22 protein-coding genes are annotated in these 24,314 nt (G+C 67.2%); 9 read left to right on the top strand and 13 right to left on the bottom strand.

Annotation, left to right across the window (positions count from 1 at the left end):
- Positions 1-13: 13 nt before the first annotated feature.
- The 6 genes from ACOABP_RS10980 to ACOABP_RS10955 all read left to right on the top strand — a co-directional run bounded on the left by ACOABP_RS10980 (position 14) and on the right by ACOABP_RS10955 (position 6,132).
- Positions 14-985: an HlyD family secretion protein gene (locus tag ACOABP_RS10980; protein ID WP_474225007.1), complete on the top strand. Its 972-nt coding sequence runs from the start codon at positions 14-16 to the stop codon at positions 983-985.
- Positions 982-2,013: an ABC transporter ATP-binding protein gene (locus ACOABP_RS10975; RefSeq protein ID WP_474225005.1), complete on the top strand. Its 1,032-nt coding sequence runs from the start codon at positions 982-984 to the stop codon at positions 2,011-2,013. The genes ACOABP_RS10980 and ACOABP_RS10975 overlap by 4 nt, the downstream gene beginning before the upstream one ends.
- Positions 2,010-3,224: an ABC transporter permease gene (locus tag ACOABP_RS10970; protein WP_474225004.1), complete on the top strand. Its 1,215-nt coding sequence runs from the start codon at positions 2,010-2,012 to the stop codon at positions 3,222-3,224. The genes ACOABP_RS10975 and ACOABP_RS10970 overlap by 4 nt, the downstream gene beginning before the upstream one ends.
- Before the next feature lie 17 nt (positions 3,225-3,241).
- Positions 3,242-4,714, top strand: coding sequence for an efflux transporter outer membrane subunit (locus ACOABP_RS10965; RefSeq protein ID WP_474225003.1), 1,473 nt, complete (start codon positions 3,242-3,244; stop codon positions 4,712-4,714).
- 127 nt (positions 4,715-4,841) lie between these two features.
- Positions 4,842-5,183 (top strand): hypothetical protein, encoded by a 342-nt coding sequence (locus ACOABP_RS10960; RefSeq protein ID WP_474225002.1) that lies wholly within the window; start codon positions 4,842-4,844, stop codon positions 5,181-5,183.
- Between the two features lie 10 nt (positions 5,184-5,193).
- Entirely contained in the window at positions 5,194-6,132 is a 939-nt protein-coding gene (locus tag ACOABP_RS10955) for a M12 family metallopeptidase (protein ID WP_474225000.1), read from the top strand.
- A gap of 63 nt (positions 6,133-6,195) precedes the next feature.
- On the opposite strand, the gene ACOABP_RS10950 is transcribed toward ACOABP_RS10955, so the two are convergent.
- The 3 genes from ACOABP_RS10950 to ACOABP_RS10940 all read right to left on the bottom strand — a co-directional run bounded on the left by ACOABP_RS10950 (position 6,196) and on the right by ACOABP_RS10940 (position 9,658).
- On the bottom strand, positions 6,196-7,395 hold the full coding sequence (locus tag ACOABP_RS10950; RefSeq protein ID WP_474224999.1) for a pyridoxal phosphate-dependent aminotransferase: 1,200 nt from the start codon (positions 7,393-7,395) through the stop codon (positions 6,196-6,198).
- Between the two features lie 81 nt (positions 7,396-7,476).
- Positions 7,477-8,322, bottom strand: coding sequence for a beta-keto acid cleavage family enzyme (locus tag ACOABP_RS10945; RefSeq protein WP_474224998.1), 846 nt, complete (start codon positions 8,320-8,322; stop codon positions 7,477-7,479).
- Positions 8,323-8,332: 10 nt separating this feature from the next.
- Positions 8,333-9,658, bottom strand: a complete 1,326-nt coding sequence (locus ACOABP_RS10940; RefSeq protein WP_474224997.1) for an aspartate aminotransferase family protein — start codon at positions 9,656-9,658, stop codon at positions 8,333-8,335.
- A 183-nt stretch (positions 9,659-9,841) separates the two neighbouring features.
- On the opposite strand from ACOABP_RS10940, the gene ACOABP_RS10935 reads away from it, so the two are divergent.
- A complete protein-coding gene (locus tag ACOABP_RS10935) occupies positions 9,842-10,750 on the top strand; it encodes a MurR/RpiR family transcriptional regulator (RefSeq protein WP_474224996.1) in 909 nt (302 codons plus the stop codon).
- Positions 10,751-10,756: 6 nt separating this feature from the next.
- On the opposite strand, the gene ACOABP_RS10930 is transcribed toward ACOABP_RS10935, so the two are convergent.
- From ACOABP_RS10930 to ACOABP_RS10910, 5 genes are all read right to left on the bottom strand, one after another.
- Positions 10,757-11,674 (bottom strand): glutamate/aspartate ABC transporter substrate-binding protein, encoded by a 918-nt coding sequence (locus tag ACOABP_RS10930; protein ID WP_474224995.1) that lies wholly within the window; start codon positions 11,672-11,674, stop codon positions 10,757-10,759.
- 155 nt (positions 11,675-11,829) lie between these two features.
- Positions 11,830-13,179 carry an MFS transporter gene (locus tag ACOABP_RS10925; protein WP_474224993.1) on the bottom strand — a complete coding sequence of 450 codons (1,350 nt, stop codon included), beginning with the start codon at positions 13,177-13,179 and terminating at the stop codon, positions 11,830-11,832.
- Between the two features lie 106 nt (positions 13,180-13,285).
- The gene (locus ACOABP_RS10920; protein WP_474224992.1) at positions 13,286-13,495 is read right to left on the bottom strand and encodes a DUF2783 domain-containing protein; all 210 of its coding nucleotides are present in this window, start codon (positions 13,493-13,495) and stop codon (positions 13,286-13,288) included.
- A 36-nt stretch (positions 13,496-13,531) separates the two neighbouring features.
- Positions 13,532-15,286: an FAD-dependent oxidoreductase gene (locus ACOABP_RS10915; protein ID WP_474224991.1), complete on the bottom strand. Its 1,755-nt coding sequence runs from the start codon at positions 15,284-15,286 to the stop codon at positions 13,532-13,534.
- Between the two features lie 45 nt (positions 15,287-15,331).
- Entirely contained in the window at positions 15,332-16,291 is a 960-nt protein-coding gene (locus ACOABP_RS10910) for an MBL fold metallo-hydrolase (protein WP_066739561.1), read from the bottom strand.
- Between the two features lie 253 nt (positions 16,292-16,544).
- Between ACOABP_RS10910 and ACOABP_RS10905 the strand changes: the two genes are divergently transcribed.
- Together ACOABP_RS10905 and ACOABP_RS10900 are read left to right on the top strand one after the other, a co-directional pair.
- The gene (locus ACOABP_RS10905) at positions 16,545-17,324 is read left to right on the top strand and encodes an IclR family transcriptional regulator (protein WP_474224990.1); all 780 of its coding nucleotides are present in this window, start codon (positions 16,545-16,547) and stop codon (positions 17,322-17,324) included.
- Positions 17,321-18,118, top strand: coding sequence for an IclR family transcriptional regulator (locus tag ACOABP_RS10900; protein WP_474224989.1), 798 nt, complete (start codon positions 17,321-17,323; stop codon positions 18,116-18,118). Before ACOABP_RS10905 ends, ACOABP_RS10900 begins: the two co-directional genes overlap by 4 nt.
- A gap of 22 nt (positions 18,119-18,140) precedes the next feature.
- Here ACOABP_RS10900 and ACOABP_RS10895 read toward each other — a convergent pair whose 3' ends face one another.
- The 5 genes from ACOABP_RS10895 to ACOABP_RS10875 form a co-directional block, all read right to left on the bottom strand.
- The gene (locus tag ACOABP_RS10895; RefSeq protein WP_474224987.1) at positions 18,141-19,100 is read right to left on the bottom strand and encodes a D-2-hydroxyacid dehydrogenase family protein; all 960 of its coding nucleotides are present in this window, start codon (positions 19,098-19,100) and stop codon (positions 18,141-18,143) included.
- A 141-nt stretch (positions 19,101-19,241) separates the two neighbouring features.
- Positions 19,242-20,984 carry a SulP family inorganic anion transporter gene (locus tag ACOABP_RS10890; protein ID WP_474224985.1) on the bottom strand — a complete coding sequence of 581 codons (1,743 nt, stop codon included), beginning with the start codon at positions 20,982-20,984 and terminating at the stop codon, positions 19,242-19,244.
- A 231-nt stretch (positions 20,985-21,215) separates the two neighbouring features.
- Positions 21,216-22,025 carry a carbohydrate ABC transporter permease gene (locus tag ACOABP_RS10885; protein WP_474224984.1) on the bottom strand — a complete coding sequence of 270 codons (810 nt, stop codon included), beginning with the start codon at positions 22,023-22,025 and terminating at the stop codon, positions 21,216-21,218.
- Positions 22,022-22,906 (bottom strand): carbohydrate ABC transporter permease, encoded by an 885-nt coding sequence (locus ACOABP_RS10880; RefSeq protein WP_474224983.1) that lies wholly within the window; start codon positions 22,904-22,906, stop codon positions 22,022-22,024. The genes ACOABP_RS10885 and ACOABP_RS10880 overlap by 4 nt, the downstream gene beginning before the upstream one ends.
- A 103-nt stretch (positions 22,907-23,009) precedes the next feature.
- Positions 23,010-24,296: an ABC transporter substrate-binding protein gene (locus ACOABP_RS10875; RefSeq protein WP_474224981.1), complete on the bottom strand. Its 1,287-nt coding sequence runs from the start codon at positions 24,294-24,296 to the stop codon at positions 23,010-23,012.
- Between the last annotated feature and the right edge of the window lie 18 nt (positions 24,297-24,314).

Raw genomic sequence — 24,314 nt, 5'->3', positions numbered from 1 at the left:
ATCCGGAGCCCGCATGATGCTTCCCGTCCCGAACCGCACCTGGCCCCTGCTGCTCGCCGCCGTGTCCGTGCCGATGCTTGCCGCCTGCAGCAACGACAAGCCCACCACCTGGCAGGGCTATGTGGAAGGCGAATTCGTTGCCGTGGCATCGCCGTTCGCGGGCCGGCTCGAAACGCTGTCGGTCGATCGCGGCCAGCAGGTCGGCACCGGCGCGCCGTTGTTCGTGCTGGAATCCGACGACGAGCGCGCCGCGCGCCAGCAGGCCGCCGAACAGGTGCGCGTGGCCGAGGCCCAGCTGGCCGACATCCAGACCGGCAAGCGCCCCGTGGAAGTGGCCGTCAACCAGGCGCAGCTGGTGCAGGCCCAGGCCCAGGCCGGACGCAGCGCCGCCCAGCGCAGGCGCGACGAAGCGCAGTTCGAGATCGGCGGCATCTCGAAGGCACAGCTCGACGAAAGCCGCGCCACGGCCGATGCCGACGCCGCCCGCGTGCGCGAACTGCAGCGCGATATCGACGTGGCCCGCCTGCCCGGCCGCAAGGACCAGCTGGCCGCGCAAGGCGCCCAGGTAGATGCCGCACGCGCCGCACTGGCGCAGGCCGAGTGGAAGCTGTCGCGCAAGTCGGTCAATGCCACGGTGGCCGGACTGGTCTACGACGTGCCGTTCCGCCCCGGCGAATGGGTGCCGGCGGGCAGCGCCGTGGTGCGCATGCTGCCGCCCGGCAACGTCAAGGTGCGCTTCTACGTGCCCGAGGCCGTGGTGGGATCGCTGAAGAACGGCCAGGCCATCACCATCCATTGCGATGGCTGCGCGGCGCCCGTGGCCGCCAAGGTCACCTATGTGTCGAACGAGGCCGAGTACACGCCGCCCGTCATCTACAGCAACGAAACCCGCCGCAAGCTCGTGTTCCTGATCGAGGCCCGCCCCAGCGCCGCCGACGCCCCGAAGCTGCGCCCGGGCCAGCCCGTGGAGGTGACGCAATCATGACCACGCAGTACACCAGCGGCAACGGCAACGACCACGGCAATGACAGCGGCAAGAACCACCGCAACGGCGAGCTGGTGATCGACGTGCACGACCTGAACAAGCATTTCGGCGACAAGCACGTGGTCAACAACCTGACCATGCAGGTGGCGCGCGGCGAGATCTTCGGTTTCCTGGGGCCGAACGGCAGCGGCAAGACCACCTCGATCCGCATGATGTGCGGCCTGCTGACGCCCGACTCAGGCTCCGGCACCTGCCTGGGCTACGACATTCTCAAGCAGGCCGCCGACATCAAGCGCAACGTCGGCTACATGACGCAGCGCTTCTCGTACTGGGAAGACCTGTCGATCCGCGAGAACCTCGACTTCGTCGCGCGCGTCTACGACATGCCCAACCGCAAGGATGTGGTGGAGCGTGCGCTGGAAGAACTGGGCCTGCAGTCGCGCGCCGAACAGCTGGCCGGCTCGCTGTCCGGCGGCTGGAAGCAGCGGCTGGCGCTGGCCGCGTGCCTGCTGCATGAGCCGCAACTGCTGCTGCTCGACGAACCGACCGCAGGCGTCGATCCCAAGGCGCGCCGCGACTTCTGGGAGCAGCTGCACCAGCTGGCGGCACGCGGCATCTCGGTGCTGGTCAGCACGCACTACATGGACGAGGCCGAACGCTGCCACAAGCTCGCCTATATCGCCTACGGCACGCTGCTGGCGCAGGGCACGTCGGATGAAGTCGTCGCCAGCCAGCACCTGAGCACCTGGAGCGTCGAGGGCGACAACCTGGCCGAGCTGTCCGCGCAACTGCAGGGCAAGCCCGGCGTGGACCAGACCGTGGCGTTCGGCACCGCGCTGCACGTGACCGGCAAGGACGCCGGCCAGCTGGAGCAGACGCTGCGGCAATACGCGGGCGCCGGCCATCGCATCGTGCAGACCGACACCAGCCTGGAGGACGTGTTCATCCACATGATGGGCGGGGCGCAGGACAATATGGCCGCGCCGCCCCAGAAGAAGGCCGCGCCCAGCCGCAAGGAGGCGTCATGAGCGCCACGCCCCCGCCGTCGCCAAATCAGTCGTCCACCCCACCGCCCCACCCTTCGCGCCAGTCCCGGCGTCCGACCCGCACGTCGTTCTCGCTGCAGCGCTGGTGGAGCATCGTGCTGAAGGAATTCCTGCAGCTGCGCCGCGACCGCATCACGTTCGGCATGATCGTCGCCCTGCCCATCGTGCAGTTGCTGCTGTTCGGCTTCGCCATCAACAGCGACCCCCGCCATATGCCCACGGCGGTGATCGTTGCCGAGCACAGCGATTTCTCGCGCACGTTTATCGCAGCGATGGAAAACACCACGTACTTCCGGATCGTGCGCACGATGCCTGACGAGGCCTCGGGCCGCGAGGCGCTGTTGCGGGGCGATGTGCAGTTCGTGGTCAACATACCGCACGACTTTTCGCGGCGGCTGCTGCATGGCGACCGTCCCCAGATCCTGGTGGAAGCCGATGCCACCGACCCATCGGCCACGGGTCAGGCCATCGCGGCACTGTCGCAGTTGCCGGAAACCGTCGCACGCATCGACCTCAAGGGCGCGCTGGCTCCGCTGGCCGGCGGCAAGTCTGCCTTCGACGTGAACGTGCATCGGCTGTACAACCCCGAAGGCATCACCCAGTACAACATCGTGCCGGGCCTGATGGGCACCATCCTGACCATGACGATGGTGATGATGACGGGCCTCGCCATGACGCGCGAACGCGAGCGCGGCACGATGGAAAACCTGCTGGCCACGCCGGTGCAGCCCATCGAGGTGATCTCCGGCAAGATCGTGCCGTATATCTTTATCGGCCTGATCCAGGCCACCATCATCGTGCTGGCCGCGCACTACGCGTTCGCGGTGCCATTCCTGGGCTCGGTGCTGGCGGTGTACCTTGCCACGCTGCTGTTTATCGCCGCCAACCTGACGGTGGGCATCACGCTGTCGTCGTTGGCGAGCAACCAGCTTCAGGCGGTGCAGCTGACGTTCTTCTACTTCCTGCCGAACATCCTGCTGTCCGGCTTCATGTTCCCGTTTGCCGGCATGCCGACGTGGGCGCAGTGGATCGGCAACGTGCTGCCGATGACGTATTTCAACCGGATGGTCCGCAGCATCATGCTCAAGGGCAGTGGCTGGACCGAACTCTGGCCCAACGTATGGCCCGTGGCACTGTTCACGGTCATCGTCATGGGTATCGCCGTGCGCTTCTACAAGCGCACGCTCGACTGAACACGCGGAGCCCCGCCATGCGTACGTTCCCGATCCTGCCCGCCTCGCTCGCCGCGCTTGCCGCGCTGCTGGTCACCGGTTGCACGGTAGGCCCCGACTTCCACAGCCCCGACGCCCCCACCGACGCGCGCTACACCGCCGGCCCGCAACCCTTGCAGATGCCGGCCGAGGGCTTCCCCACGCAAACGCTGCAGCCCGGCGACGTGCCCGTGCAATGGTGGACGCTGTTCGGCAATGCGCAACTCGACGAAACCATACGTGTCGCGCTCGCCAGCAGCCCCACGCTGATCCAGGCGCGCGCCCGCCTGCGCGAGGCCCAGGAAAACCTGGCCGCGCGCACCGGCGCCACGCAATTCCCGCAGGTCGATGCCAAGCTCAACGCCACGCGCCAGCAGGTGGACCTGAACTCCGTCGGCATCACGCAGTTTCCGAGCCCGGGGCCATTTACGCTCTACAACGCCAGCGTGCAGGTGTCGTACGCGCTGGACATGTTCGGCGGACAACGGCGCGAGCTGGAAGGCCTGCGCGCCGCCGTCGACTACCAGCGTTACGAGCTTGAGGCGGCCCGCCTGTCGCTGGCCGCGAATGTGGCGACTACTGCGATCCGCGAAGCCGGACTGCGCGCGCAACTGGCCGATACGGTAGCCATCGCCGAAGCACAGCAGCGCCAGCTGGGCATCATGCAGCAGCGGCTGAAGGTGGGCGGCGTGGCGCGCGTGGACGTGCAGCGCCAGCAATCCGAACTGGCGCAAACGCAGGCACTGGTGCCCGGGCTGTCGCAGCAGCTCGATGCCGCGCGCCACCAGCTGGCGGTCTACACCGGCCAGACGCCGGCCAGCGCACAACTGCCCGAGTTTCGGCTCGAGGACCTGCACCTGCCCGAGACCCTGCCGGTCAGCCTGCCCGCCGAACTGGCACGCCGCCGGCCCGATATCCGTGCCGCCGAGGCACTGCTGCACCAGGCATCCGCCGACATCGGCGTCGCCACGGCCAACCTCTATCCGCAGATCACGCTGACCGCCAGCGGCGGCACCCAGCAGATGCGCGCCCGCGACCTGTTCAGCAGCATGAACGTCTGGAGCCTGGCCGCCGGCGTGGTACAGCCCGTGTTCCACGGCGGCGAACTGCGCGCGCAGAAACGTGCCAAGGAAGCGGCGTACGAGCAATCGCTGGGCGCCTACCAGCAGGCCGTGCTGCAGGGGCTGCAGAACGTGGCCGACACGCTGCGCGCGCTCGACGCCGACGCCGGCACGCTCCAGGCCCGCGCCGACAACGCCCGGCAGACCCGCGACACACTGGCAATCGTCAACGAGCAATACCGGCTGGGTGGCGTCAGCCAGTTCACCGTCATCGACGCCGAACGCCAGGCCCGGCAAGCCACGCTGGACCTGTCCCAGGCCCGCGCGACGAGACTGGCGGATTCGGCGGCGCTGATGCAGGCGCTGGGCGGCGGGTGGTGGGGCGAGGAGGTGGCGGCGCGGGACCAGTGAGCGAATTCGATCTGCCTGGCGCAGCTATCTCAAGTCGACCTCACTTTTCGTAGTTATTCGATTGAACCCCTCAGGCGGCCGAAATAGGTTACCTGACACCTAAAACGTTAAAGAAGGGGATTCAATCATGAAGGCTCGATCCATCCGTCATCATCTGTTTGGCGGCATCCTGGCCATGACCGCCGCCACATCGGCAGTGGCTGGCAATGTCAGCGGCACCGTCTCCTCCATCATTGCTCGTCCGGGACTGACCTATTTCTTCGTGCATGGCACGAATATTGGCAGGCCATCGTGCGCATCCAACCACGCGTACTGGATGATCCCGGATGAATCATCCGACGCAGGCAAGCAGCAGCTTGCCCTCCTGATGACCGCCAAAGCAACCGGTCGCATGGTCACCGTTGAAGGAACGGGGCAATGCACCAAATGGCCGGATGGGGAAGACGTCATGCACGTCATCCTGCACTAAGGGGAGAAGCATGATGACGAAACGTCAGATGGTCGTCTGGCTGCCGGTGCGTGGACTCCTCCTTGGTACCGCGCTCGCCGCCGCGGCGTGCGGGGGTGGCGATGACGATGCGCCGGACATTCCATGTGCCGGATGTGAAATCATCAAACGTGCCCCCGGTCCGACCACGGAGCCCCCCAGCATCCTGCATCCGATCACACCGGAAAACGTGCCTCCCGGCTGGCCAGCCCCCCGAAACCGGATCGAGGGCGTTCCCGCGATATCGGCTCTGGAAGGCGGCGACCGGGGTTTCGCGCTTCGCAGCGCGATCTGGCCCGGCAGGGACATTGATGTGTGCTGGGAGATGGACGACCTCAGCTTCGAGGACACCATCGACGAGCGGACGATTGTCAGGAACGCTGCCAGTGGGTCGTGGCAGGCTGCATCGCTGCTACGTTTCCGCGGGTGGGGAATTTGTGACCGAGGCGCGGCACCTGTCCAGTTGATTCGCATCAACGTTCAGGACACTGTCCCTCACGTACGCCGACTGGGCAGTGGCCTGAACCACTTGCCCGCTGGTCTCGTACTCAACTTCACATTTGATAACTTCTCGTCGGCCTATTGCCAGGCAAGTGCGCAAACTCGAGCCGAATGCATCAATCATATGGCCGTTCATGAATTCGGACACGCACTAGGCTTTGCCCATGAACAAAACCGGACGGACACTCCGTCATCCTGCTACGGCGAATCCCAGGGCACGAATGGCGATTTGCCAATTGGGGCATGGGATATCGAATCGATCATGAACTACTGCAATCCCAGGTGGAGCAACGACGGCAGACTCAGCGGCACGGATGTCCTGACCGTGCAGACGTTCTATGGACATCCGAACCCGCCCCCACCGCCGCCGCTCGAACCACCGGCTACAACCACCGCGATGCTGCCGTATATTCTTGATGTCATGGAATAAAGAAAGGCCCCTCGGGGCCTTTTCTCGCTTTTGTGCGACATGGGTATCCACCCACGCTGTCGGTCATGCCTCCAAAAACCCCCGCAACCGCCTCACTCCCTCGTCCAGCCGCTGCACGTCGCACGCGTAGCACCATCTGACGAAACCTTCGCCCTCTTCGCCGAAGGCGCTGCCGGGGGCCAGTCCCAGGTGTGCCTCGCGCACCAGGCGTTTGCAGAGCGCCAGGCTGTCGGTGGCGCCTGCCAGCCTGAAGAAGACGTACATCGCGCCGTCCGGGGCATGCGCTTCCACGCCTGGCAGGCCGGAAAGCGCGCCGACCAGGTGGTCGCGCGATGTGCGCAGCCGCTGTACCAGGTCTTGCGTGAACGCCTCGCCCTGCTGCACGGCCACGATGCCAGCTTCCTGCACGAACGACGGTGCGCACGACGTGTTGTATTCGATCAGCTTGCCCAGGTCGTCCATCAGCGACGCGGGCAGCACCATCCAGCCGAGCCGCCAGCCGGTCATCAGCCACGCCTTGGAGAACGAGTTCACCGCGATCACGCGTTCGTCGCGGTCGGCGATGTCGAGGAACGACGGCGCGTTGCCGCCTTCGTTGCCGTAGTAGAGCCGTTCGTAGACTTCGTCGGCGATGATCCAGATGCCGTGGCGGCGGCAGTGGTCCAGAACGGCCTGCTGCTGGCTGCGCGGCATGACCCAGCCCGTGGGATTGTTCGGCGAGTTGATCATCACCGCGCGCGTGCCGGGGGTCAGGGCGCGCAACAGCTTGTCGATGTCGAGTGTCCAGCCGTTGTCGCCAAAATCGAGCGCGACGGTTTCCACGGTGGCGCCGAGGATGCGCGGAATTTCCACCAGGTTGGGCCAGAGCGGCGTGACGCAGACCACGCGGTCGCCGGGGCCGGCCACCAGCTGCGCGGCCAGCATCAGCGCGTTGACGCCGGCGCTGGTCACCGCGATGTTCTCGACCGCCGTGGCGCCGTGCAGCCGCGTGACATAGTCGGACAGCGCGGCGCGCAGCGGCGCGATACCAAGGTTGTGGGTGTAGAACGTGGCGCCGCCGGCCAGCGCCTGGGCGGCGGCATCGCGGATAAAGGCCGGGGTGACCTGATCCGACTCCCCGAACCAGAACGGCATGACATCGGGCAGGCCGATGCCGGCGTTGGCCACCTCGCGGATGCGCGAGGCCCGCAGGCCATGGACGATGTCCCGCGCCAGCGGCACGGCTTCAGGGGGAGAAGACAGGCGAGACGGACTGGCGGACATCGGCACTCCTGAAGCGGAAATGGATGAAGCGCCTAGCGTACCGGAATCCCGCCGGCCCTGCCGGGACGAATGACTGCGGGATTACGCGAAGCGCGCGCGCAGATCGTCGGCCGTCATCGCCGCATAGCCAAGGCTGTTCAGCGGCGTGCGTACGGCACGCAGCAGGCCGGCGTTGTCGGGTGCCGTGGCGCCATCGGGCAGCGTCATGTTGTTTTCGAATCCGATGCGTGCATGTCCGCCCAGCATCACGGCCGTCGCCGCGCAGTCGGCCTCCTGCTTGCCGAATGCGCAGACCGCCCATTCGATGCCGCTCTGGTCCAGACCCATCTCGTGCCACGTGGCCAGGAACGGCAGCAGGTCCGTCGGCGACGACTTCTGGCCGGCCGAGTAGCGGCCCAGCACGAACAGCACCCAGTGGCGGCCTTCGGGAATCGCTCCGCTACCGCGCAATGCGGCGTAGCGGCGCACATCGTTGGCGTCGTAGAGGATGTACTGTGCCACCACATGCTCGCGATGCATCCACTGGAAAAAGGCTTCAGCGGCCGGCAGCGCGGCATCGTCGGGCACCAGTTCGCGCACCGCCACCGACGCGGCTTCGGGACGCAGTGCCTGCACCATGGCGATCTGCTGGGCCGGCTGGTAGATGCCGACCGCCTCGGTGGTCAGTTGCAGCACCAGGTTCTGGCCGACGGCCTTGCGCACGGCCGCGATGGCCGGCTCGTAGTCGGCCACTTCAAGGCTGTGCGTGGCATCGGCCTTGCGCACATGCAGGTGGATCATCGCCGCGCCGGCTTCCACGCACTCGCGGGCGCACTGGGCCAGTTCGTCGGGGGTGATGGGCAGGCGGGCGTGGTCGGTGTGGGTCTTGCGCGCGCCATTGGGCGCCACGGCCAGGGCAAAGGGGCGGCGCAGGGTATCGGTCGTCATGCGTCGTTCCTCAGGCCGGCAGGACCTTGTTCACCGACTGCGCGAAGCGGTCGACGATATTGTCGATATCGGCCGGCGTGCAGATGAACGGCGGCGCGAACAGCACGTGGTCGCCATGGATGCCATCGACCGTGCCACCCATCGGGTAGACCAGCAGGCCATTCTCCATGCAGGTGCGCTTGAGCACGGCGTGGGTCTTCTTCGCCGGATCGAGCGTGGCCTTGGTAGCGCGGTCGGCCACGAACTCCACGCCGACGAACAGGCCGCGGCCACGCACGTCGCCCAGGTTCGGATGGCTGCCCAGCGCCTCGCGCAGCCGTGCGCGCAGTTGCTCGCCGCGCGCCAGCACGTTGTCGAGCAGCCTGTCCTCGGCAATCGTGCGTTGCACGGCCAGCGCGGCGGCACACGCGGTGGCGTGCCCGATATACGTATGACCGTGCTGGAAGAAGCCGCTGCCGCCGACAATGGCGTCGTAGATGCGCGCCGTGGACAGCATCGCGCCGATCGGCTGGTAGCCCGCGCCCAGGCCCTTGGCGATGGTCACGATGTCGGGTACCACGCCGTCTTCCTCGCAGGCAAACAGGTAGCCGGTGCGGCCCATGCCGGACATCACTTCGTCCAGGATCAGCAGCACGCCGTACTTGTCGCACACGGCGCGGATGCGCTTGAGGTAATCCGCTACCGGCGGCACCGCGCCGGCCGTGGCGCCCACCACGGTCTCGGCCACGAAGCCAGCCACCGAATCGGGCCCCAGTTCCAGGATCTTGGCCTCCAGCTCGTCGGCCAGGCGCTGCGCGTACTGCACGTCGGTCTCGCCCGCAGCCTGGTCGCGATAGGCATAGCACGGCGACACATGGTGCGCGGGTACCAGCAGCGGCAGGAACGGCTCGCGGCGCCACGCGTTGCCGCCAATCGCCAGCGCGCCCAGCGTGTTGCCGTGATAGCTCTGGCGGCGCGCAATGAAATGACGGCGCTGCGTCTGCCCGGTCTCGACGAAATACTGCCGCGCCAGCTTCAGTGCGGCTTCCACGGCCTCGGAGCCGCCCGAAACGAAATACACGTGGTTCAGGTCGCCCGGCGCGGCATCGGCCAGCGTCTGCGCCAGCGTTTCCGACACTTCGGTCGTGAAGAACGACGTGTGGGCATAGGCCAGCGTATCCACCTGCTGCTTGATGGCCTCGATCACGCGCGGATGGCCGTGCCCCAGGCACGACACCGCCGCGCCGCCCGAGGCGTCCAGATAGGCGCGGCCGTTGCTGTCGAACAGCTCGATACCCTTGCCGCCAACGGCGACAGGCAAGGTTTGCTTGGGATTGCGATGGAAGACGTGCGTCATGGTGGGCGTGCGAGAAAGCGCATGGGGCGCGAAACAGGTAGCCAGTATAGGAACAACCAACCGCACGCGCAACAACTGTTTCATTGATTGCTGCGAAAGAAACATACGGTTCCCGCACTTCCGCCAACACCGGGCGGCGACCTATGCAACAATCGTTGCAAATCCCGCTTTTTCATCACACCGATGTCCGCCAACCAGCCCACCCCTCCCGAATCGCTCGACGCCCTGCTCGAACAACTGCGCACGGAATTTCCGAACCTCAGCGCCCAGTTCCAGGGTGGCGCGCGCTATCTGCTGGACCATCCGCGCGACATCGCCATCCAGTCGATGCGCAAGGTGGCCGCCAATGCCGGGGTGCAGCCGGCAACGCTGGTGCGGCTGTCGCAATCGCTCGGATTCGAGGGCTGGCAGGGTCTGCGTGAACTGTTCGTGACGGCCGTGCGCGAAGGCGGCAACCAGCCGTATGCGCGCCGGGCACGCAAGGTGGTCAAGGATTCGGACAAGACCAGCGGTTCAGGCAAGATGCTGACCGAGATGATCGAGGTCCAGCACCACAACCTCGACGCGCTGCTTGCCAACAATGCCGACACCCTGCCCCGCGCCGCCGACCTGCTGGCCGCCGCGCCCATCGTGCATGTGGCCGGCTTCCGCTCCTGCTTTCCGATTGCGTTCACGTTCCACTACATCTACGGGTTGTTCCGCAGCTCGGTGCGGCTGATCCGCGGCGACGCCGGCACCCTGGAGATGGAACTGCGCGCGCTCAACGCCAAGGACGCCGTGCTGGTGGCCGGCTTCGCGCCCTACTCGCAGGAAAGCCTGCGCGTGGCCCAGGCCGCGCGCGAGGCCGGCTGCAAGGTCATCGCCCTGACCGACAGCACGGTGGCCCCGATCGCCCTGGAAGCCGACTGCACGCTGCTGTTCGCCATCGACAGCCCATCGTTCTTCCCGTCGATCACGTCGGGTGTGACGATGGTGGAAGCACTGGTCGAGCAGTTGCTGGCCCGCAAGGGCAAGGGGGCAATCCGGGCGCTGGAGCAGACGGAGGGGCAACTCCATCGCACCGGCGCCTACCTGCCGGAAAAGGGCCGCTGAACCACCTTACTCGAACGCCTCGTCATTGGGGTTGGCATAGGCCTTCCTGATCTGTTCGCTCTGCGGCAGGTCGAACGAGATGTTCTTGGGCGGCACCGGCTTCTGGAACCACTTGGCGTAGAGCGTGTTGATCTCGCCGCTGCGCATCAGGCCGGTCATGGCGTTATCCACCACCTGCTTGAAGCCCGGGTCGTCGCGGCGCATCATGAAGCCGTAGGCCTCGAACGATTGCGGCGTGCCCACCACGGCCCAGTCGTCGGGCTTCGGTGCCAGCGTGCGGGCGCCGGACAGCAGCACATCGTCCATCATGAATGCCGCCACGCGGCCAGACTGCAGGATCAGGAACGATTCGCCGTAGTCCTTGGCACTCTGGATTGTCATGTTGGCGCCCTTCTCGTCGTTGAGCCTGCGCAGGATGCGCTCCGACGTCGTGCCCGCATTCGTCACCACCGTCTTGCCGGCCAGGTCCGGGAAGTCGTGGATCGGGCTGCCCTTCTTGACCAGCAGCCGGGTGCCGGCCACAAAGTACGTGGTCGAGAACGCCACCTGTTGCTGGCGCGATTTCAGGTTGGTCGTGACGCCGCATTCCAGGTCCACCGTGCCGTTCTGCACCAGCGATTGGCGATTTTGTGATGTCACCGGGACCATGCGCACCTGCAGGTTCGGCGAGCCGGTTTCCTTCTTGACCGCGTCGACCACGCGGTCGCAGATGTCCTGGGCAAACCCGATCACCTTCTGGTTGCCGTCGTAGTACGAGAACGGAATCGACGACGTGCGGTGCCCGATCGAGATCGTGTTGGACGACTTGATCTTGCCGAGCGTGGGGCTGGCAGCCACTGCGGCCGCGTCGGCAGCCAGCGCCGAACCGGCGCCGCTCAACGTTGCCAGCAGCACGGCGGCACGGATCGGGAAGGACTGGGTCATGGAAACACTCCTGTTGAATGAAAGCGTCAGCTGTTGCAATGCTAGTCACCCAGCAACAAGTGTTCCATCATGGATTACCATGAAACAAATGGATTTTCCCCGGAGTCGGGCATGCAACGCCCGGCTTTGGGGAATGCGGCGGTGCGGCGAAGGGGTCAATGCGCCGCCGGGGTGCGCGGAATGCCCTTCCACATCGCCAGTCCACTAGCCAGCAGCAGGCCCGCCAGCAGGTACAGCGCGTTGTCCATGCTGCCGGTGTGCGTCTTGATCTGCCCGATTACCCATGGGCTGACGATGCCGCTGGTGATGCCGATGCTGGAAATGAACGCGATGCCCGTGGCGGCCGTCTGGGCCGGCAGATGGCTGGGCGGCAGCGACCAGAAGATCGGCAGGGCGGCAAAGATCAACACGGCCGCCACCGACAGGATCGCCAGCGATACCCCCAGGCTCGGCACGTGCAGCGTCAGTGCCGCCAGCGCCAGTGCGCCGCCTGCGGTGCAGCACAGGAAGTGCCCGTGGCGCTCGCCCAGCCGGTCGGACCGGCGCGCGATCAGGATCAGCCCCACGGCGCCGATCGCGTTCGGGATTACCGAATACAGGCTGATCGCCATCACGTCGCGGATGCCGAAGTCGCGGATCATCAGCGGCATCCAGAACGACAGCGTCAGCGAGCCGCAGGTCAGCGCGAAATAGATGAACGCGAACAGGTACAGGCGTGGATTGCGCAGCGCCTGGCCCAGCGCCTGCAGCGAATGGGCGTGGCCGCCCTTGCCCCGGGCCTCGCCCGCGTGCTGCGCCACCAGGTAGTCCTGTTCGTCCGGGGTCAGCCAGCGCGCCTGGCGCGGGCCATCGACCAGGCAGAACGCCGCCACCACCCCCAGCAGCACGGCCGGCGCGCCTTCGATGGCGAACATCCATTGCCAGCCGTACATGCCCAGCACCCCGGCCATGTCGCGCATGATCCAGCCCGATACCAGCCCGCCGAGCACCCCGGCCACTGCCACGCCGGCAAAGAAGATGGCCATCACGGCCGCGCGGCGGCGTGCCGGGAACCAGTAGGTCAGGTACAGCACGATGCCCGGGAAGAAGCCCGCCTCGAACACGCCCAGCAGAAAGCGCAGCAGGTAGAAGTGCGACGGTTTCGACACCATCATCATCCCGACCGAGGCCACGCCCCACAGCACCATGATGCGCGTGAACGTGCGCCGCGCCCCGAAGCGGGCCAGCAGCATGTTGCTGGGCACCTCGCAAAGCACGTAGCCGATGTAGAACACGGCGGCGCCCAGTCCGTACATCGCGTCGCTGAAGCCCAGGTCCTGCTTCATCTGCAGCTGGGCGAAGCCAATGTTGATGCGGTCCAGGAACGACACCACGTAGCAGACGAACAGGAACGGGATGATGCGCAGCCAGACCTTGCGGTACAGCGCGTCTTCCTGCGGCAGGGGCAGGCTGTGTGGCAGAACTTCGGGCAAGGCGTGGGCGGCGCCCAGGCTCTGGGTGTGCATGGTTGTCTCCGGATTCGGGGGGGGGGCAGCAGGCGCGAGTCGCCCCCGGGGCGTCGGGTTGCGCCCCTGCGGAGGTCGATCGCGGGTTGGGTGGTAGCTGGGCGCGCTAGGCTGGTGCTGGCGCTTCGGCGGCCGCACGGGCCAGGCGCATGGCTTCGGCCAGCGTGTCCTGATCGCCGATGTGGTTGGACAGCAGCAGGATCAGCCGCGCGTTGACGGCCTGGCTGGCGGCATCGTCGAGGTCGCGGTGCATGTCGATCAGGGCCTCGTAGAAGTCATCGGGGCGCACGAGGTTGGGGGCGGTATTGAGCGGCATCGGGCCTGTCTCCTTCGGATGGCTGCGTTTCGGGCTTCAGGCCAGGGCCGGTGCCTGCACCGGGGCGGATGGCGCCAGGTACGTCGATGCCGGTGCATTGCCGGTGGCACGGGCCAGCGCGGCGCCGATACCGGCCACATCGACACCGCGCCAGCGCGCGCATACGTGCTGGTCCGGCCGGATCAGGTAGCAGGTGCCGGCGCGGGCGTCGAAACGGTTGGCGGCCAGGCCCTCGGCATCGCGCAGCACCGTGGCGCCGGGCCAGGCCTGCGCCGATGCCGAGATGGCCGCGTCGGTCACAAACACCACGCGCAGCGGAACGCCGCCCTGCTGCAGCATGCGCAGCGCGTCGGCCTGCGCGGCATCGAGCCCGGCGGGCGGGCCGAACACCAGCGCCACGAACTCGTTGCCCAGATGCTGCAGCAGCCACGGCTTGCCAGCCGCATCGGCAACAGGGGCATCGACACACGCAGCGCCCGGCGCCATGGCTCCGCCAAATGCATCGGCATCGGCCGTGTTCAGCACCGAATCGCGCAGCACGGCCGGCAACGACAGGCGGCCGCTGTTGACCAGTTGCCGCGCGAACGCGTGATCGCGGGCCAGCGTCAGCACGGCATCGCGGAACACGCGGCTGACCGCGCTCTTCGGCGTGATGAAATCGGTGGAGCGCGTGGAATTGCGGATGTTCTCGTCGGCTGCGTACTCACGCTCGCTGGCGTAGGTGTCCAGCAGGCTGTCGGGCGCCTTGCCCTGCAGCACGTAGGCCAGCTTCCAGGCAAGGTTCTCGGCGTCCTGCACGCCGCTGTTGGCGCCACGCGCACCGAACGGCGACACACCATGCGCGGCATCGCCGGTGAACAGCACGCGTCCATGGCGGAAGCTGTCCATGCGCACGCAGGCAAACGTGTAGACGCTGACCCATTCCAGCTCGAACCTGGCGTCGGGACCCAGCAGCGCCTGCACGCGCGGAATCACGCGCTCGGGCGCACGCTCGGCCACGGGATCGGCATCCCAGCCCAGCTGGAAGTCGATGCGCCAGACGTTGTCGGGCTGGCGGTGCAGCAGCACCGACTGGTTCGGATGGAACGGCGGATCGAACCAGAACCAGCGCTCGGCCGGGAACGGCGCTTCCATCTTTACATCGGCAATCAGGAAGCGGTCGCGGAACGTGTGTCCGTGGCTTTCCTGGCCCAGCATCCTGCGCAGCGGACTGCGCGAGCCATCGGCCGCCACCACGTAGCGGCCGCACAGCGTGTAGCAGCCGTCGGGCGTCTCGATGGTCAGCGCCACATGGTCGGGGTGCTGCTCCACGGCCACGGCGCGGCTCTTCCAGCGGATGTCGATATTCGGCATCGCCCGCGCGCAGTCGAGCAGGTAGCCCTCGACGTAGTACTGCTGCAGGTTGATGAACGCCGGCCGCTGGTGGCCGGCCTCGGGCAGCAGGTCGAACGCGTAGATCTGGCGGTCCTGCAGGAACACCTTGCCCACGTGCCAGCGCACGCCCTTGTCGACCATGCGGTCGCCGCAGCCCAGCCGGTCGAAGATGTCCAGCGTGCGCTTGGCAAAGCAGATCGCGCGCGACCCGGTGGACAGCGTGCAGTCGTCATCGACCAGCACCACGGGCACGTCGTGGCGCGCCAGGTCGATCGCGGTGGCCAGCCCCACCGGCCCCGCTCCCACCACGATCACGGGATGCGGGCCATCGGCCCTGTGGCCGCCCTGCTGTTCGGCACAGGGCGCGTAGGCATACGTCTGCTTCTGGTAGTCGATGTCGACTTCGGTACTGCTCATGGTGTCTCCGTCCACTTGTGTGGTTGTGTTCTTTTTTCTCCCGGCTCACACCTGCAGCGCGGCCCACATTTCCTGATCGCGCTGTGCGGTCCAGATACGTGGATGCGTGATGCCCGACGCCTCGTCGTACGCCCGCGACACGTCGAACGGCAGGCAGTGCTCGTAGATGAACACATGGCCGAACTTGGGATCCATCGACTTGCGGGTGTGGGCCATGGCGGCCTTCAGGTCGAGCTTGTCGGCCACGGCTTCGCGGCCGGCCTGCAGCAGCGTGGACACGAAGTCCTTGGTATAAGCCAGGCCCTTGGTCACCTCGGCCGGGGTGGTCAGCGCGGGGCCGCGGCCCGGTACGAGCTTTTCAGGCTGCAGCGCGGCCAGCGCGTCGAGCGTGGCGGGCCATTGTTCGAGCTGGGCATCGCCGCAGTAGCACGCGGCGTCGTACTCCACCAGGTCGCCCGAGAACAGCACCTTCTGCTGCGGCAGCCACACCACGGTGTCGCCCTTGGTGTGTCCCGCGCCCAGGTGGGCAATGCGCACTTCCAGCTTGCCCATGAACAGCGTGATCTCGCGCTCGAACACCAGCGTCGGCCAGGTCAGGCCCGGCACGGTCTCCACGCCGGCGAACAGGCGCGGAAAGCGTTCGATCTCGGACTTCATGTCGGCCTCGCCGCGCTCGACGATCATCTCGTAGGTACCGCGGCTGGCGATGACCTGCTGCGCACCTTCGGCAAAGTAGGCCGATGCGCCCAGCACGCGCACCGCGTGGTAGTGCGACAGCACCACGTACTTGATCGGCTTGTCGGTGATCTCGCGGATGCGGGCGATCAGGTCCTGCGCCATGGCCGGCGTGGCGGTGGTGTCGACAATCATCACGCCGTCGTCGCCAATGATCACGCCCGAATTGGGGTCGCCCTCGGCCGTGTAGGCCCAGGCATTTTCGGAGAGCTGGGTGAAGGTGATCTGCTTGGCTTCCAGGTCGGCCTGGGATGCGAATGCTTTTGCCATGTCTGCCTCGTTGTCTTCTGTGTAGGAATGGGATCGGGGGGATCGGTGTAGAAGAATCTTAGGAAGACGACTATTTTTAGTCAATGGCAAATGCAATTGCTATTTGCTAAACAAGCCGCCAGGCCTTGTGACTGCGTGGGCGACCCGGGAAAACCCCGATCCGCCGGCGCCGCGCCATGCGCCTGACAGGCCGCCCGAAGGCGATGCATCGCGTACCATTGGGCTCTTTCGACAGACAGGGCATCAGGCAGGCATGGCACGACCCCCAGGCGAACCCGCCGGCAAGACCCAGCGCGGCATCCAGAGCGTGGAAGTGGGCGGCCGCCTGCTGCAGGCGCTGGCCGATGCACGCCGCCCGCTGGCCCTGGCCGAGCTGGCCGCCGCCGCGCAACTGGCGCCAGCGCAGGCCCACACCTATCTGGTCAGCCTGACGCGGCTCGGTCTGATCAAGCGCGATCATCTCGACGGCAGCTACGAACCCGGGCCGCTGGCATTGCGCCTGGGCATGCTGCATCTGGATCACACGCCCGCCTATCGCGCGGCCGTGCCGCGCGTGCAGGCGCTGGCCTCGGCCATCGGCTGGAACGTGGCCGTCAGCCTGTCCACGCCGCAGGGGCCAACCATCGTCCACTACGCATCGGCCGGATCGCCGCTGCACGTCAACCTGCATGTGGGCACGGTGATGGCGCTGGCTACCACGGCCACCGGCCGTGCGTATTGCGCCTTCCAGCCCGCACAGCACTGGCAGCCGATCTGGCGCCAGCAGCAGGCCGGCGCATCTGCGGATGCCTTGCCCGCGTTTGCGGAAGAGCTTGCCGCCGTGCGCCAGCGCGGCATGGAACGCAGCATCGATTCGCCCAGCCCGGCCGTCAGCAGCCTGGCGCTGCCGCTGGTCGGCGCCGATGGCGCGCTGCGCCTGGTGCTGACGGCCATCGGGTCCACCGGTGCCATCGACGTCGACTGGCAGGGCCCGGTGGCGCACGCGCTGCGCGCGGCCGTCGATGACATCGCACGGGCAATGGAACCCACATGACCGACGCGGAAGACAACAAACCCCAGCGCGGCATCCAGTCGCTGGACAACACCGGGCAGTTGCTCAATGCGCTGGCCGACGCCGGCCGCCCGCTCTCGCTGGGCGAACTGGCACGCGCGGCCGGCATGGCGCCAGCCAAGGCGTTCCCGCATCTGGTGAGCCTGCAGAAGATCGGACTGCTGGCGCGCAATGCCGATGGCGATTTCGAGGCCGGCATGCTGGCGCTGGAGATGGGACTGGTAGCGCTGCAGCGCCTGTCGCCCACGCGCGAGGCCGAGCCCGAGGTGGTCGCGTTGGCCCACGCCACCGGTCTGTCGGTGGCGATGGCGGTGTTCGGCCCGCTGGGGCCCACGGTGATCCGGCTGGAAGAAGCGTCGCGCCCGCAGCACGTCAGCTTGCGCGTGGGCACTGTGCTGTCGATGGTGAACACGGCCATCGGCCGCACTTTCGCCGCCCACCTGCCCGACGACGTACTGACGCAGGCGCTGGCGCAGGATGCGATCCGCATGGCCGGGGTGCCGGTGGATGCGGCAACACGCCAGGCCGCCACGCCGCGCTGGCGCAAGATTCACGACGACGGGATCGACAACGCGGTCAGCCGTCCCGTGCCCGGCATCGACACACTGGCCGCCCCGGTGTTCGATCACACCGGCGCGCTGGCTCTGGTCATCGCCGTGATGGGCAGCAGCGGCAGCTTCGACAGCGCACTGGACAGCGATGTGGCCCAGCTGGTCAGGCAGGCGGCCCGACGGCTGTCGTGGCGATTCGGAGCGATGGGCGCCACGGGCGGCTGACGCCCCACCAAATGTCTACCGCCTACGGCTGCCCGGCCAGCCAGCCCGTCAGTGCTTCGGTCACGCCCTGGGCAAACGTGGCAAACACCGGCTCGCAGACAAAGCCCATGTGCGGCGTAACCACCACGTCGCGGCGGCGGCGCAGCGGGTGATCGGGCGGCACGGGCTCCGTATCGAAAACGTCGAGCGCGGCCAGCGCCGGGCGCCCCTGGTCCAGGGCGTCGGGCAAGGCATCCATGTCGATCAGCGCGGCGCGCGACGTGTTGACCAGGATCGCGTCGGGCCGCATCCGCGCCATCCGTTCGGCGTTGATCAGCTGGCGCGTCTCGCCGGCCGGCACCAGATGCAGGCTGACCACGCGCGAGGTTTGCAGCAGTTCGTCCAGGCTGACGGCCGTGGCGCCTTCCGCTGCCGCCCGCTCGGGCGTCATGTGCGGGCTCCACGTCACCACTTCCATGCCGAAGGCCTGGCCCACCCGCGCCACCCGCTTGCCGATTTCGCCCAGCCCCACCAGGCCCAGCCGCTGGCCATGCAGCACGCCGGGCAGCGCCAGGCTGTCGGTGGATCGCCAGCCCCCGGCGCGCATCGTCGCCATCTGCGCCTCAAGCTGCCGCACGGCCGCCAGGATCAGCGTCCAGGTCATCTCGCACGTGCTTTCCTTCGACGGCCCCCAGTGCGTGTTGGCGACCGGAATACCGCGTGTCCGCAGCGCATCGGTGTCCAGCGTGTTGTTGCGCGTGCCCGTATAGACCACCAGCCGCAGCCGGCTGGCGGTGGCCAGCGTGGCGGCGTCGAGCGGGGTGCGGTCGCGCACCAGCACCAGGACATCGGTGTCCTGCAGCACCGCCGCCAGCGCATCGCCGCGCAGCGGATCGTGATGGAAGCTGACCTCGGCCTGGGCCTGGATGGCCGACCAGTCGGCCAGGCGCGCAAGCGCGCGTTCGTAGTCGCCAAGGACCGTGATGCGTGGGCGGGCTGCCATGTCTGTCTCCGGGGCGGGATCTGGACAGGCATCATCGCGGGAACCGGGCCCGCTGTGAATTGCAAAGTTGCTTTGGATTGATGCAAGCGCCGCATCAACGGCGCGCATCACGCCAGATCCCGGGGCGACATCGCCCGATCGTCATTCCCCCAGCTTCCGGGCGCCGATGCTGGTCATATAGTCGTCCACGGCGCTACCCACCGTGGGATGGAAGCAATCGTTGGGGAAAATCTCGGTCAGCTCGAAGCGCCGCAGCTTGTCGCGAACCGGGTCCTTCATTTCCGCGAAATGCAGCGCCACGCCGTCCTCGGCCAGGTTCTGGCTCAGTTCGCGCAGCATGTCGGCCGACGTGACGTCGACGCTGGTCACCGGCTCGGCCGCCACCACCACCCAGCGCACCGGCTTCGGCGCAGCGTCCACGGCTTCCGTCAGCCGCTGCTGGAACAGTTCGGCATTGGCAAAGAACAGCGGCGCGTCCCAGCGGAACAGCACCAGCCCGTCGATCAGCGCCGCATGCGGATAGCGCTTCAGGTCGTGATAGCCGCGCAGGCCCGGCACGCGACCCAGCACCGCGAAATGCGGCCGCCAGCCGTCCCACAGGAACTCGATCACGGCAAGGACCACGGCCAGGCAAATCCCCGGAATCGTGCCGAACACGGCCACCGCCGCAAAGCACAGCATCGACAGCCAGAACTCCCACTGCTGGATGCGGAAGATGCGCTGCAGGTCCTTGAACTCGAACAGGCCAATGGCCGCGGCGATCACCACGGCGGCCAGCGCACTGTTGGGCAGGTAGCGCAGCAGGTTGGGCGCCACCAGCAGCAAGGCCGCCACGGCAATGGCGCCCACCACGCCGGTCAGCTGCGTGCGGGCGCCGGCCGCCTCGGCCACCGGCGTGCGCGACGCGCTGCTGCTGATCGGAAATCCCTGGAACAGCCCGGCCGCCAGGTTGGCTACGCCCAGCCCCACCATCTCCTGGTTCGGATCCACCCGCGTGTGGGTGCGCGCCGCATAGGTGCGCGACAGCACGCTCGTGTCGGCAAACGCAATCAGCGCCACGGCGCAGCCGCCCAGCACGATCCGGACGATGTCGACGCCGCTGAACCATGGCAGCGCGAACATCGGCAGCCCTTGCGGGATCTCGCCCAGCACCTTCACCCCCTGGGTATCCAGCCGGAACACGCTGACCGCCAGGGTCGCCAGTACCACGGCGATCAGGATGCCCGGCACGCGCTCGAAGCGCTTGAGAAACAGAATCACCACCAGGCTGACCGCGCCCACCGCGAAGCTGTACCAGTTGGTCTTGCCGTCGGCAATGGCCTGCGCCAGCCACCACAGCTCGCGCAGCGGCCCGGCATCGTCGATCTTGATCGCGAAAAGCTTCGGCAACTGGCTGACCAGCACTGTCAGCGCGATGCCATTCATATAGCCGTAGCGGATCGGCTTGGACAGCAGCTCGGTAATGAACCCCAGCCGCAGCAGGCCCAGCACGATGCAGAACAGGCCCGCGACGATAGCCATCAGGCTGGCGGTGGCAACGGCGCGCATGGGGTCGCCGCCGGACATGCCCAGCACCACAGCCAGGATCGGCGCCGCCAGCGCCGAATCCGGCCCCAGCACCAGGATCCGGCTCGGCCCGAACAGCGCGTAGGCCAGCAGCGGGATGATCGTCGCGTAGAGCCCGTAGACGCCAGGCACGCCCGACGCCTCGGCATACGCGATGCCCACCGGCACCAGCATGGTCGTCAGCACCAGCCCGGCAGCCAGGTCGCGGGGCAGCCAGGCGGCCTCGTAGGTGCGCAGCATCGCCAGTCCGGGCAACCAGCGCAGCCAATGCGGGGCCGGTGCTTGGACAGGGGTGGGAGTAGGCGCGGTGGATGCCATGGGACCCTTTTTGTGGAAATGACACGCCGGAGATCGGTGTGATTCAGCATAGGTCCCGGGTGCGCCAAAGCAAGGCCACGCCCATGGCGGCGGCGACGGCCAGTGCGGGCAATCGCGCAATCGGTGTGCACTGCACAAAAATGGATGGTGCAGCACTGGCGCGACCACTGACCCGGCGGGCGCAGGCGATCGATGACGTCCCTCCCTGCTGGCCTACCCGGCCGGGGCTTGTCACTTGACGCCAGCCTGCATGAACGACTGCATGAACTGCCGCTGGAACAGCAGGAAGGCCAGCACCAGCGGCCCCACGCACAGCAGCGTGCCGGCCGACAGCACGCCCCAGTCGACACCGGTTTCGGGCGCGGCGAACAGCGCCATGCCCACCGTGACCGGCCGGCTGGCTTCGGTCTGCGTGACCACCAGCGGCCACAGGAAGTTGTTCCAGTGATAGCTGACCGACACCAGCGCGTAGGCCAGGTAAGTCGGCCGAGCCAGCGGCACGTAGACCTTCAGCAGGATGCCCAGCCGCCCTACGCCCTCGATGCGCGCGGCATCCTCCAGTTCCTGCGGCACTGTCATGAAGGTCTGGCGCAGCAGGAAGATGCCAAAGGCGCTGGCGATATAGGGCAGCGCCACGCCCAGCCAGGTGTCTACCTGGCCCGCACGGGCGATGGTCAGGTAGTTCTCGGTGATCAGCACCTCGGGCATCACCATCAGTTGCAGCAGCACCAGGCCGAACACCACGCCACGGCCGGCAAACCGCATCCGCGCCAGCGCGTAGCCGGCCAGGGTACAGACCGTCAGCTGCAGCACCAGCAGCAGCGTGACGATGCAGACCGTGTTGACCAGGTAGCGCGCGAACGGCGCCACGCTCCAGGCTTGCGGAAAGTTGCCCAGGCCCCACGGCGTCTGCAGGCTCAGCCGCATGGCCTCGCCGCCAGGGTGAAAGGCGCCCCAGCACAGCAGCAGCAACGGCGAGATCCACAACAGGCCGGCCACGGCGCCGGCAACGGGTAGCAAGGCTGCGCGAAGGATGTTCATCGGTAGTGGACGCGATTGCGGGACAGCCAGAACTGGATCGCCGAGCACAGCGCCAGAAGCGCCAGCAGCACGATGGTCAGCGCAGCGGCATAGTTCGCGTCCTGGAACTTGAACGCGATCTCGTACAGGTAGTACAGCAGGAGCGTGCTGGCGTTGTTGGGGCCGCCGCGTGTCAGCACGAACAGGTGGTCAACCAGCTTGAACGCATTGATAAGCGCATTGACCACCACGAACAGCGTGGTCGGTGCCAGCAGCGGCAGCACCACATGGCGCAGCCGGTACCAGGCCGACGGGGCCTCCAGCCGCGCGGCATCGAGCTGCTCGGTGGAAATGGACTGCAGCGCGGCCAGGTAGAAGATCATGAAGAAGCCCGCTTCTTTCCAGATGGTGACCACCATCAGCGCGGGCAGCACCGTATCGACATCGCCCAGCCAGTTGCGCCCGGCAATGCCCACCCACGCCAGCAGCCGGTTCAGCAGGCCGATATCGGGCGCGTAGAAGAACAGCCAGACATTGGCGGCGGCCACCATCGGCAGCATGGTCGGGGTGAAGAACGCCAGCCGCAGCAGGCCGCGCCCTGCGTAGCGCTGGTTGACCCACAGCGCCATCGCCAGCGCCAGCACCACCGACACGGGCACGGTCACCAGCGCATACCAGAGATTGTTGCGCACGGCCTGACGGAACACGGGGTCGTCCATCAGCGCCGCGAAATTGTCGAAGCCCGCAAACGCGGGCGGGATGCCGGGGGCCTGCATCTGCACGCTATGCCAGAGACTGCCCACGATCGGCCAGTAGGTGAACGCGGCCAGCAGCGCCAGTGCCGGCAATAGCATCAGCCAGGCTTGCGCGGCATGGCCGGAGGAAGGGGTTCTGGCTTTCATGATGTCGGCGCCGGGCCTGTCCCCAGGGGATGGGCACCGGCAGCAGGAAATCGTGCGGAAGATCGGGTAACGGTAGAGCCGGCCGGGGCCGGCTCCCCGGTCATCAACGCTGGTAGGGCTTCAGCACGCGGTCGGCCTGCGCCTGCGCGCCGGCCAGAGCGGCCTTGGGCTCCTGCTGGCCGGCGATGGCCGACTGCAGCGCGTCTTCCAGCAGCTTGCGCACGCGGCCGGCCTGGTGGGTCGACAGCTCGGCGGTAGCCACCGACAGCTGGTCACGCGCCACCAGCGACTGCGGCACCTTCGCGGCGTAGTCCTTCAGCGTCGGCGTCTCGTAGCTGGCCGGGCTCACGCCCATGTAGCCGGTTGCCACGCTCCACTGCGCCGAACGCTCTGGCGCGGTCAGGAACTTGACCAGGCGGAACGCGGCGCGCTGCTCGGCATCGCTGCCGCTCTTGAACAGGTAGAAGTTGCCGCCGCCGGTGGGCGAGCCCGGCTCGGTGTTGCCGGGCAGCGGCGCCACGCCGACGTCAAACCTGGCTTCCTTCAGCACGGCCGTCAGGTTGCCGGTGGAGTGCCACATCATCGCGGTCTTGCCTTCGACGAAGTTCTGGCGCAGCGTGCCCCATTCGATCAGGCCCTTGGGGCTGACGCCGTCCTTCGACAGCGACGTCCAGTACTCCAGCGCCTGCACCGCCTTGGGTGCATCGAACGTGGTGTGCGTGCCGGCCGGGTTCATCAGCGTCTGGCCGTTCTGCTTCGCCAGCGCGCCGAACATCCAGTAGGCGTAGCCGGTGGACGGGATCATCACGCCCCAGCGGCTGGTGTTGCCGCCGTCGCGCTTCACCAGCCTGGCAGCGGCCTCGCGCATCTCGGTCCACGAACGGGGCGGCTGATCCGCGTTCAGGCCGGCCTGGCGGAATGCGTCCTTGTTGTAGAACATCACGATGGTCGAGCGCTGGAACGGGATGCCCCAGGTCTTGCCGTCGGCGCGGCCGTTGTCCATCAGGCCCGGATAGAAGCTCTTCAGCCAGGCCTTGTCCTCGGCCGTGGTGGCGAAGTCGTCGAACGGGCGGATCACGCCCAGGTCCTTCAGCTCGTGCAGGTCGATCGAGAACAGCACCGACGTCTGCACCGGCGTGCCGGCCTTCAGCGCAGCCAGCGCCTTGGTGCGCGCATCGTCGTAGTTGCCCGCGTAGATGGCGTTGACCTTGACGTCCGGGTTGGCCTGCTCGAACTCGCCGACCAGCTTGTCCACGACCTGCGTCAGCGGGCCGCCAACCGAGACCGGGTAGTACATCGTGACCTGCGTGGGCGCCGCACTGGCCGCCAGCGACGCGAAGCAACTGAGGGTGCCGAGCGCGACGGCCAGGCATCGGGTCTTGAACGACATGAACGCTCCTAGTAGAAA

This window comes from Cupriavidus sp. HE11 (genome assembly GCF_056097175.1).
The sequence above is the reverse complement of the archived record's forward strand: the minus strand, read 5'-3'. Positions and strand labels throughout refer to the sequence as shown.

Bases quoted from the DNA above. Each gene is read 5' to 3' on its own strand.
- ACOABP_RS10980 (WP_474225007.1), top strand. From the start codon at position 14: ATGATGCTTCCCGTCCCGAACCGCACCTGGCCCCTGCTGCTCGCCGCC.
- ACOABP_RS10975 (WP_474225005.1), top strand. From the start codon at position 982: ATGACCACGCAGTACACCAGCGGCAACGGCAACGACCACGGCAATGAC.
- ACOABP_RS10970 (WP_474225004.1), top strand. From the start codon at position 2,010: ATGAGCGCCACGCCCCCGCCGTCGCCAAATCAGTCGTCCACCCCACCG.
- ACOABP_RS10965 (WP_474225003.1), top strand. From the start codon at position 3,242: ATGCGTACGTTCCCGATCCTGCCCGCCTCGCTCGCCGCGCTTGCCGCG.
- ACOABP_RS10960 (WP_474225002.1), top strand. From the start codon at position 4,842: ATGAAGGCTCGATCCATCCGTCATCATCTGTTTGGCGGCATCCTGGCC.
- ACOABP_RS10955 (WP_474225000.1), top strand. From the start codon at position 5,194: ATGATGACGAAACGTCAGATGGTCGTCTGGCTGCCGGTGCGTGGACTC.
- ACOABP_RS10950 (WP_474224999.1), bottom strand. From the start codon at position 7,395: ATGTCCGCCAGTCCGTCTCGCCTGTCTTCTCCCCCTGAAGCCGTGCCG.
- ACOABP_RS10945 (WP_474224998.1), bottom strand. From the start codon at position 8,322: ATGACGACCGATACCCTGCGCCGCCCCTTTGCCCTGGCCGTGGCGCCC.
- ACOABP_RS10940 (WP_474224997.1), bottom strand. From the start codon at position 9,658: ATGACGCACGTCTTCCATCGCAATCCCAAGCAAACCTTGCCTGTCGCC.
- ACOABP_RS10935 (WP_474224996.1), top strand. From the start codon at position 9,842: ATGTCCGCCAACCAGCCCACCCCTCCCGAATCGCTCGACGCCCTGCTC.
- ACOABP_RS10930 (WP_474224995.1), bottom strand. From the start codon at position 11,674: ATGACCCAGTCCTTCCCGATCCGTGCCGCCGTGCTGCTGGCAACGTTG.
- ACOABP_RS10925 (WP_474224993.1), bottom strand. From the start codon at position 13,179: ATGCACACCCAGAGCCTGGGCGCCGCCCACGCCTTGCCCGAAGTTCTG.
- ACOABP_RS10920 (WP_474224992.1), bottom strand. From the start codon at position 13,495: ATGCCGCTCAATACCGCCCCCAACCTCGTGCGCCCCGATGACTTCTAC.
- ACOABP_RS10915 (WP_474224991.1), bottom strand. From the start codon at position 15,286: ATGAGCAGTACCGAAGTCGACATCGACTACCAGAAGCAGACGTATGCC.
- ACOABP_RS10910 (WP_066739561.1), bottom strand. From the start codon at position 16,291: ATGGCAAAAGCATTCGCATCCCAGGCCGACCTGGAAGCCAAGCAGATC.
- ACOABP_RS10905 (WP_474224990.1), top strand. From the start codon at position 16,545: ATGGCACGACCCCCAGGCGAACCCGCCGGCAAGACCCAGCGCGGCATC.
- ACOABP_RS10900 (WP_474224989.1), top strand. From the start codon at position 17,321: ATGACCGACGCGGAAGACAACAAACCCCAGCGCGGCATCCAGTCGCTG.
- ACOABP_RS10895 (WP_474224987.1), bottom strand. From the start codon at position 19,100: ATGGCAGCCCGCCCACGCATCACGGTCCTTGGCGACTACGAACGCGCG.
- ACOABP_RS10890 (WP_474224985.1), bottom strand. From the start codon at position 20,984: ATGGCATCCACCGCGCCTACTCCCACCCCTGTCCAAGCACCGGCCCCG.
- ACOABP_RS10885 (WP_474224984.1), bottom strand. From the start codon at position 22,025: ATGAACATCCTTCGCGCAGCCTTGCTACCCGTTGCCGGCGCCGTGGCC.
- ACOABP_RS10880 (WP_474224983.1), bottom strand. From the start codon at position 22,906: ATGAAAGCCAGAACCCCTTCCTCCGGCCATGCCGCGCAAGCCTGGCTG.
- ACOABP_RS10875 (WP_474224981.1), bottom strand. From the start codon at position 24,296: ATGTCGTTCAAGACCCGATGCCTGGCCGTCGCGCTCGGCACCCTCAGT.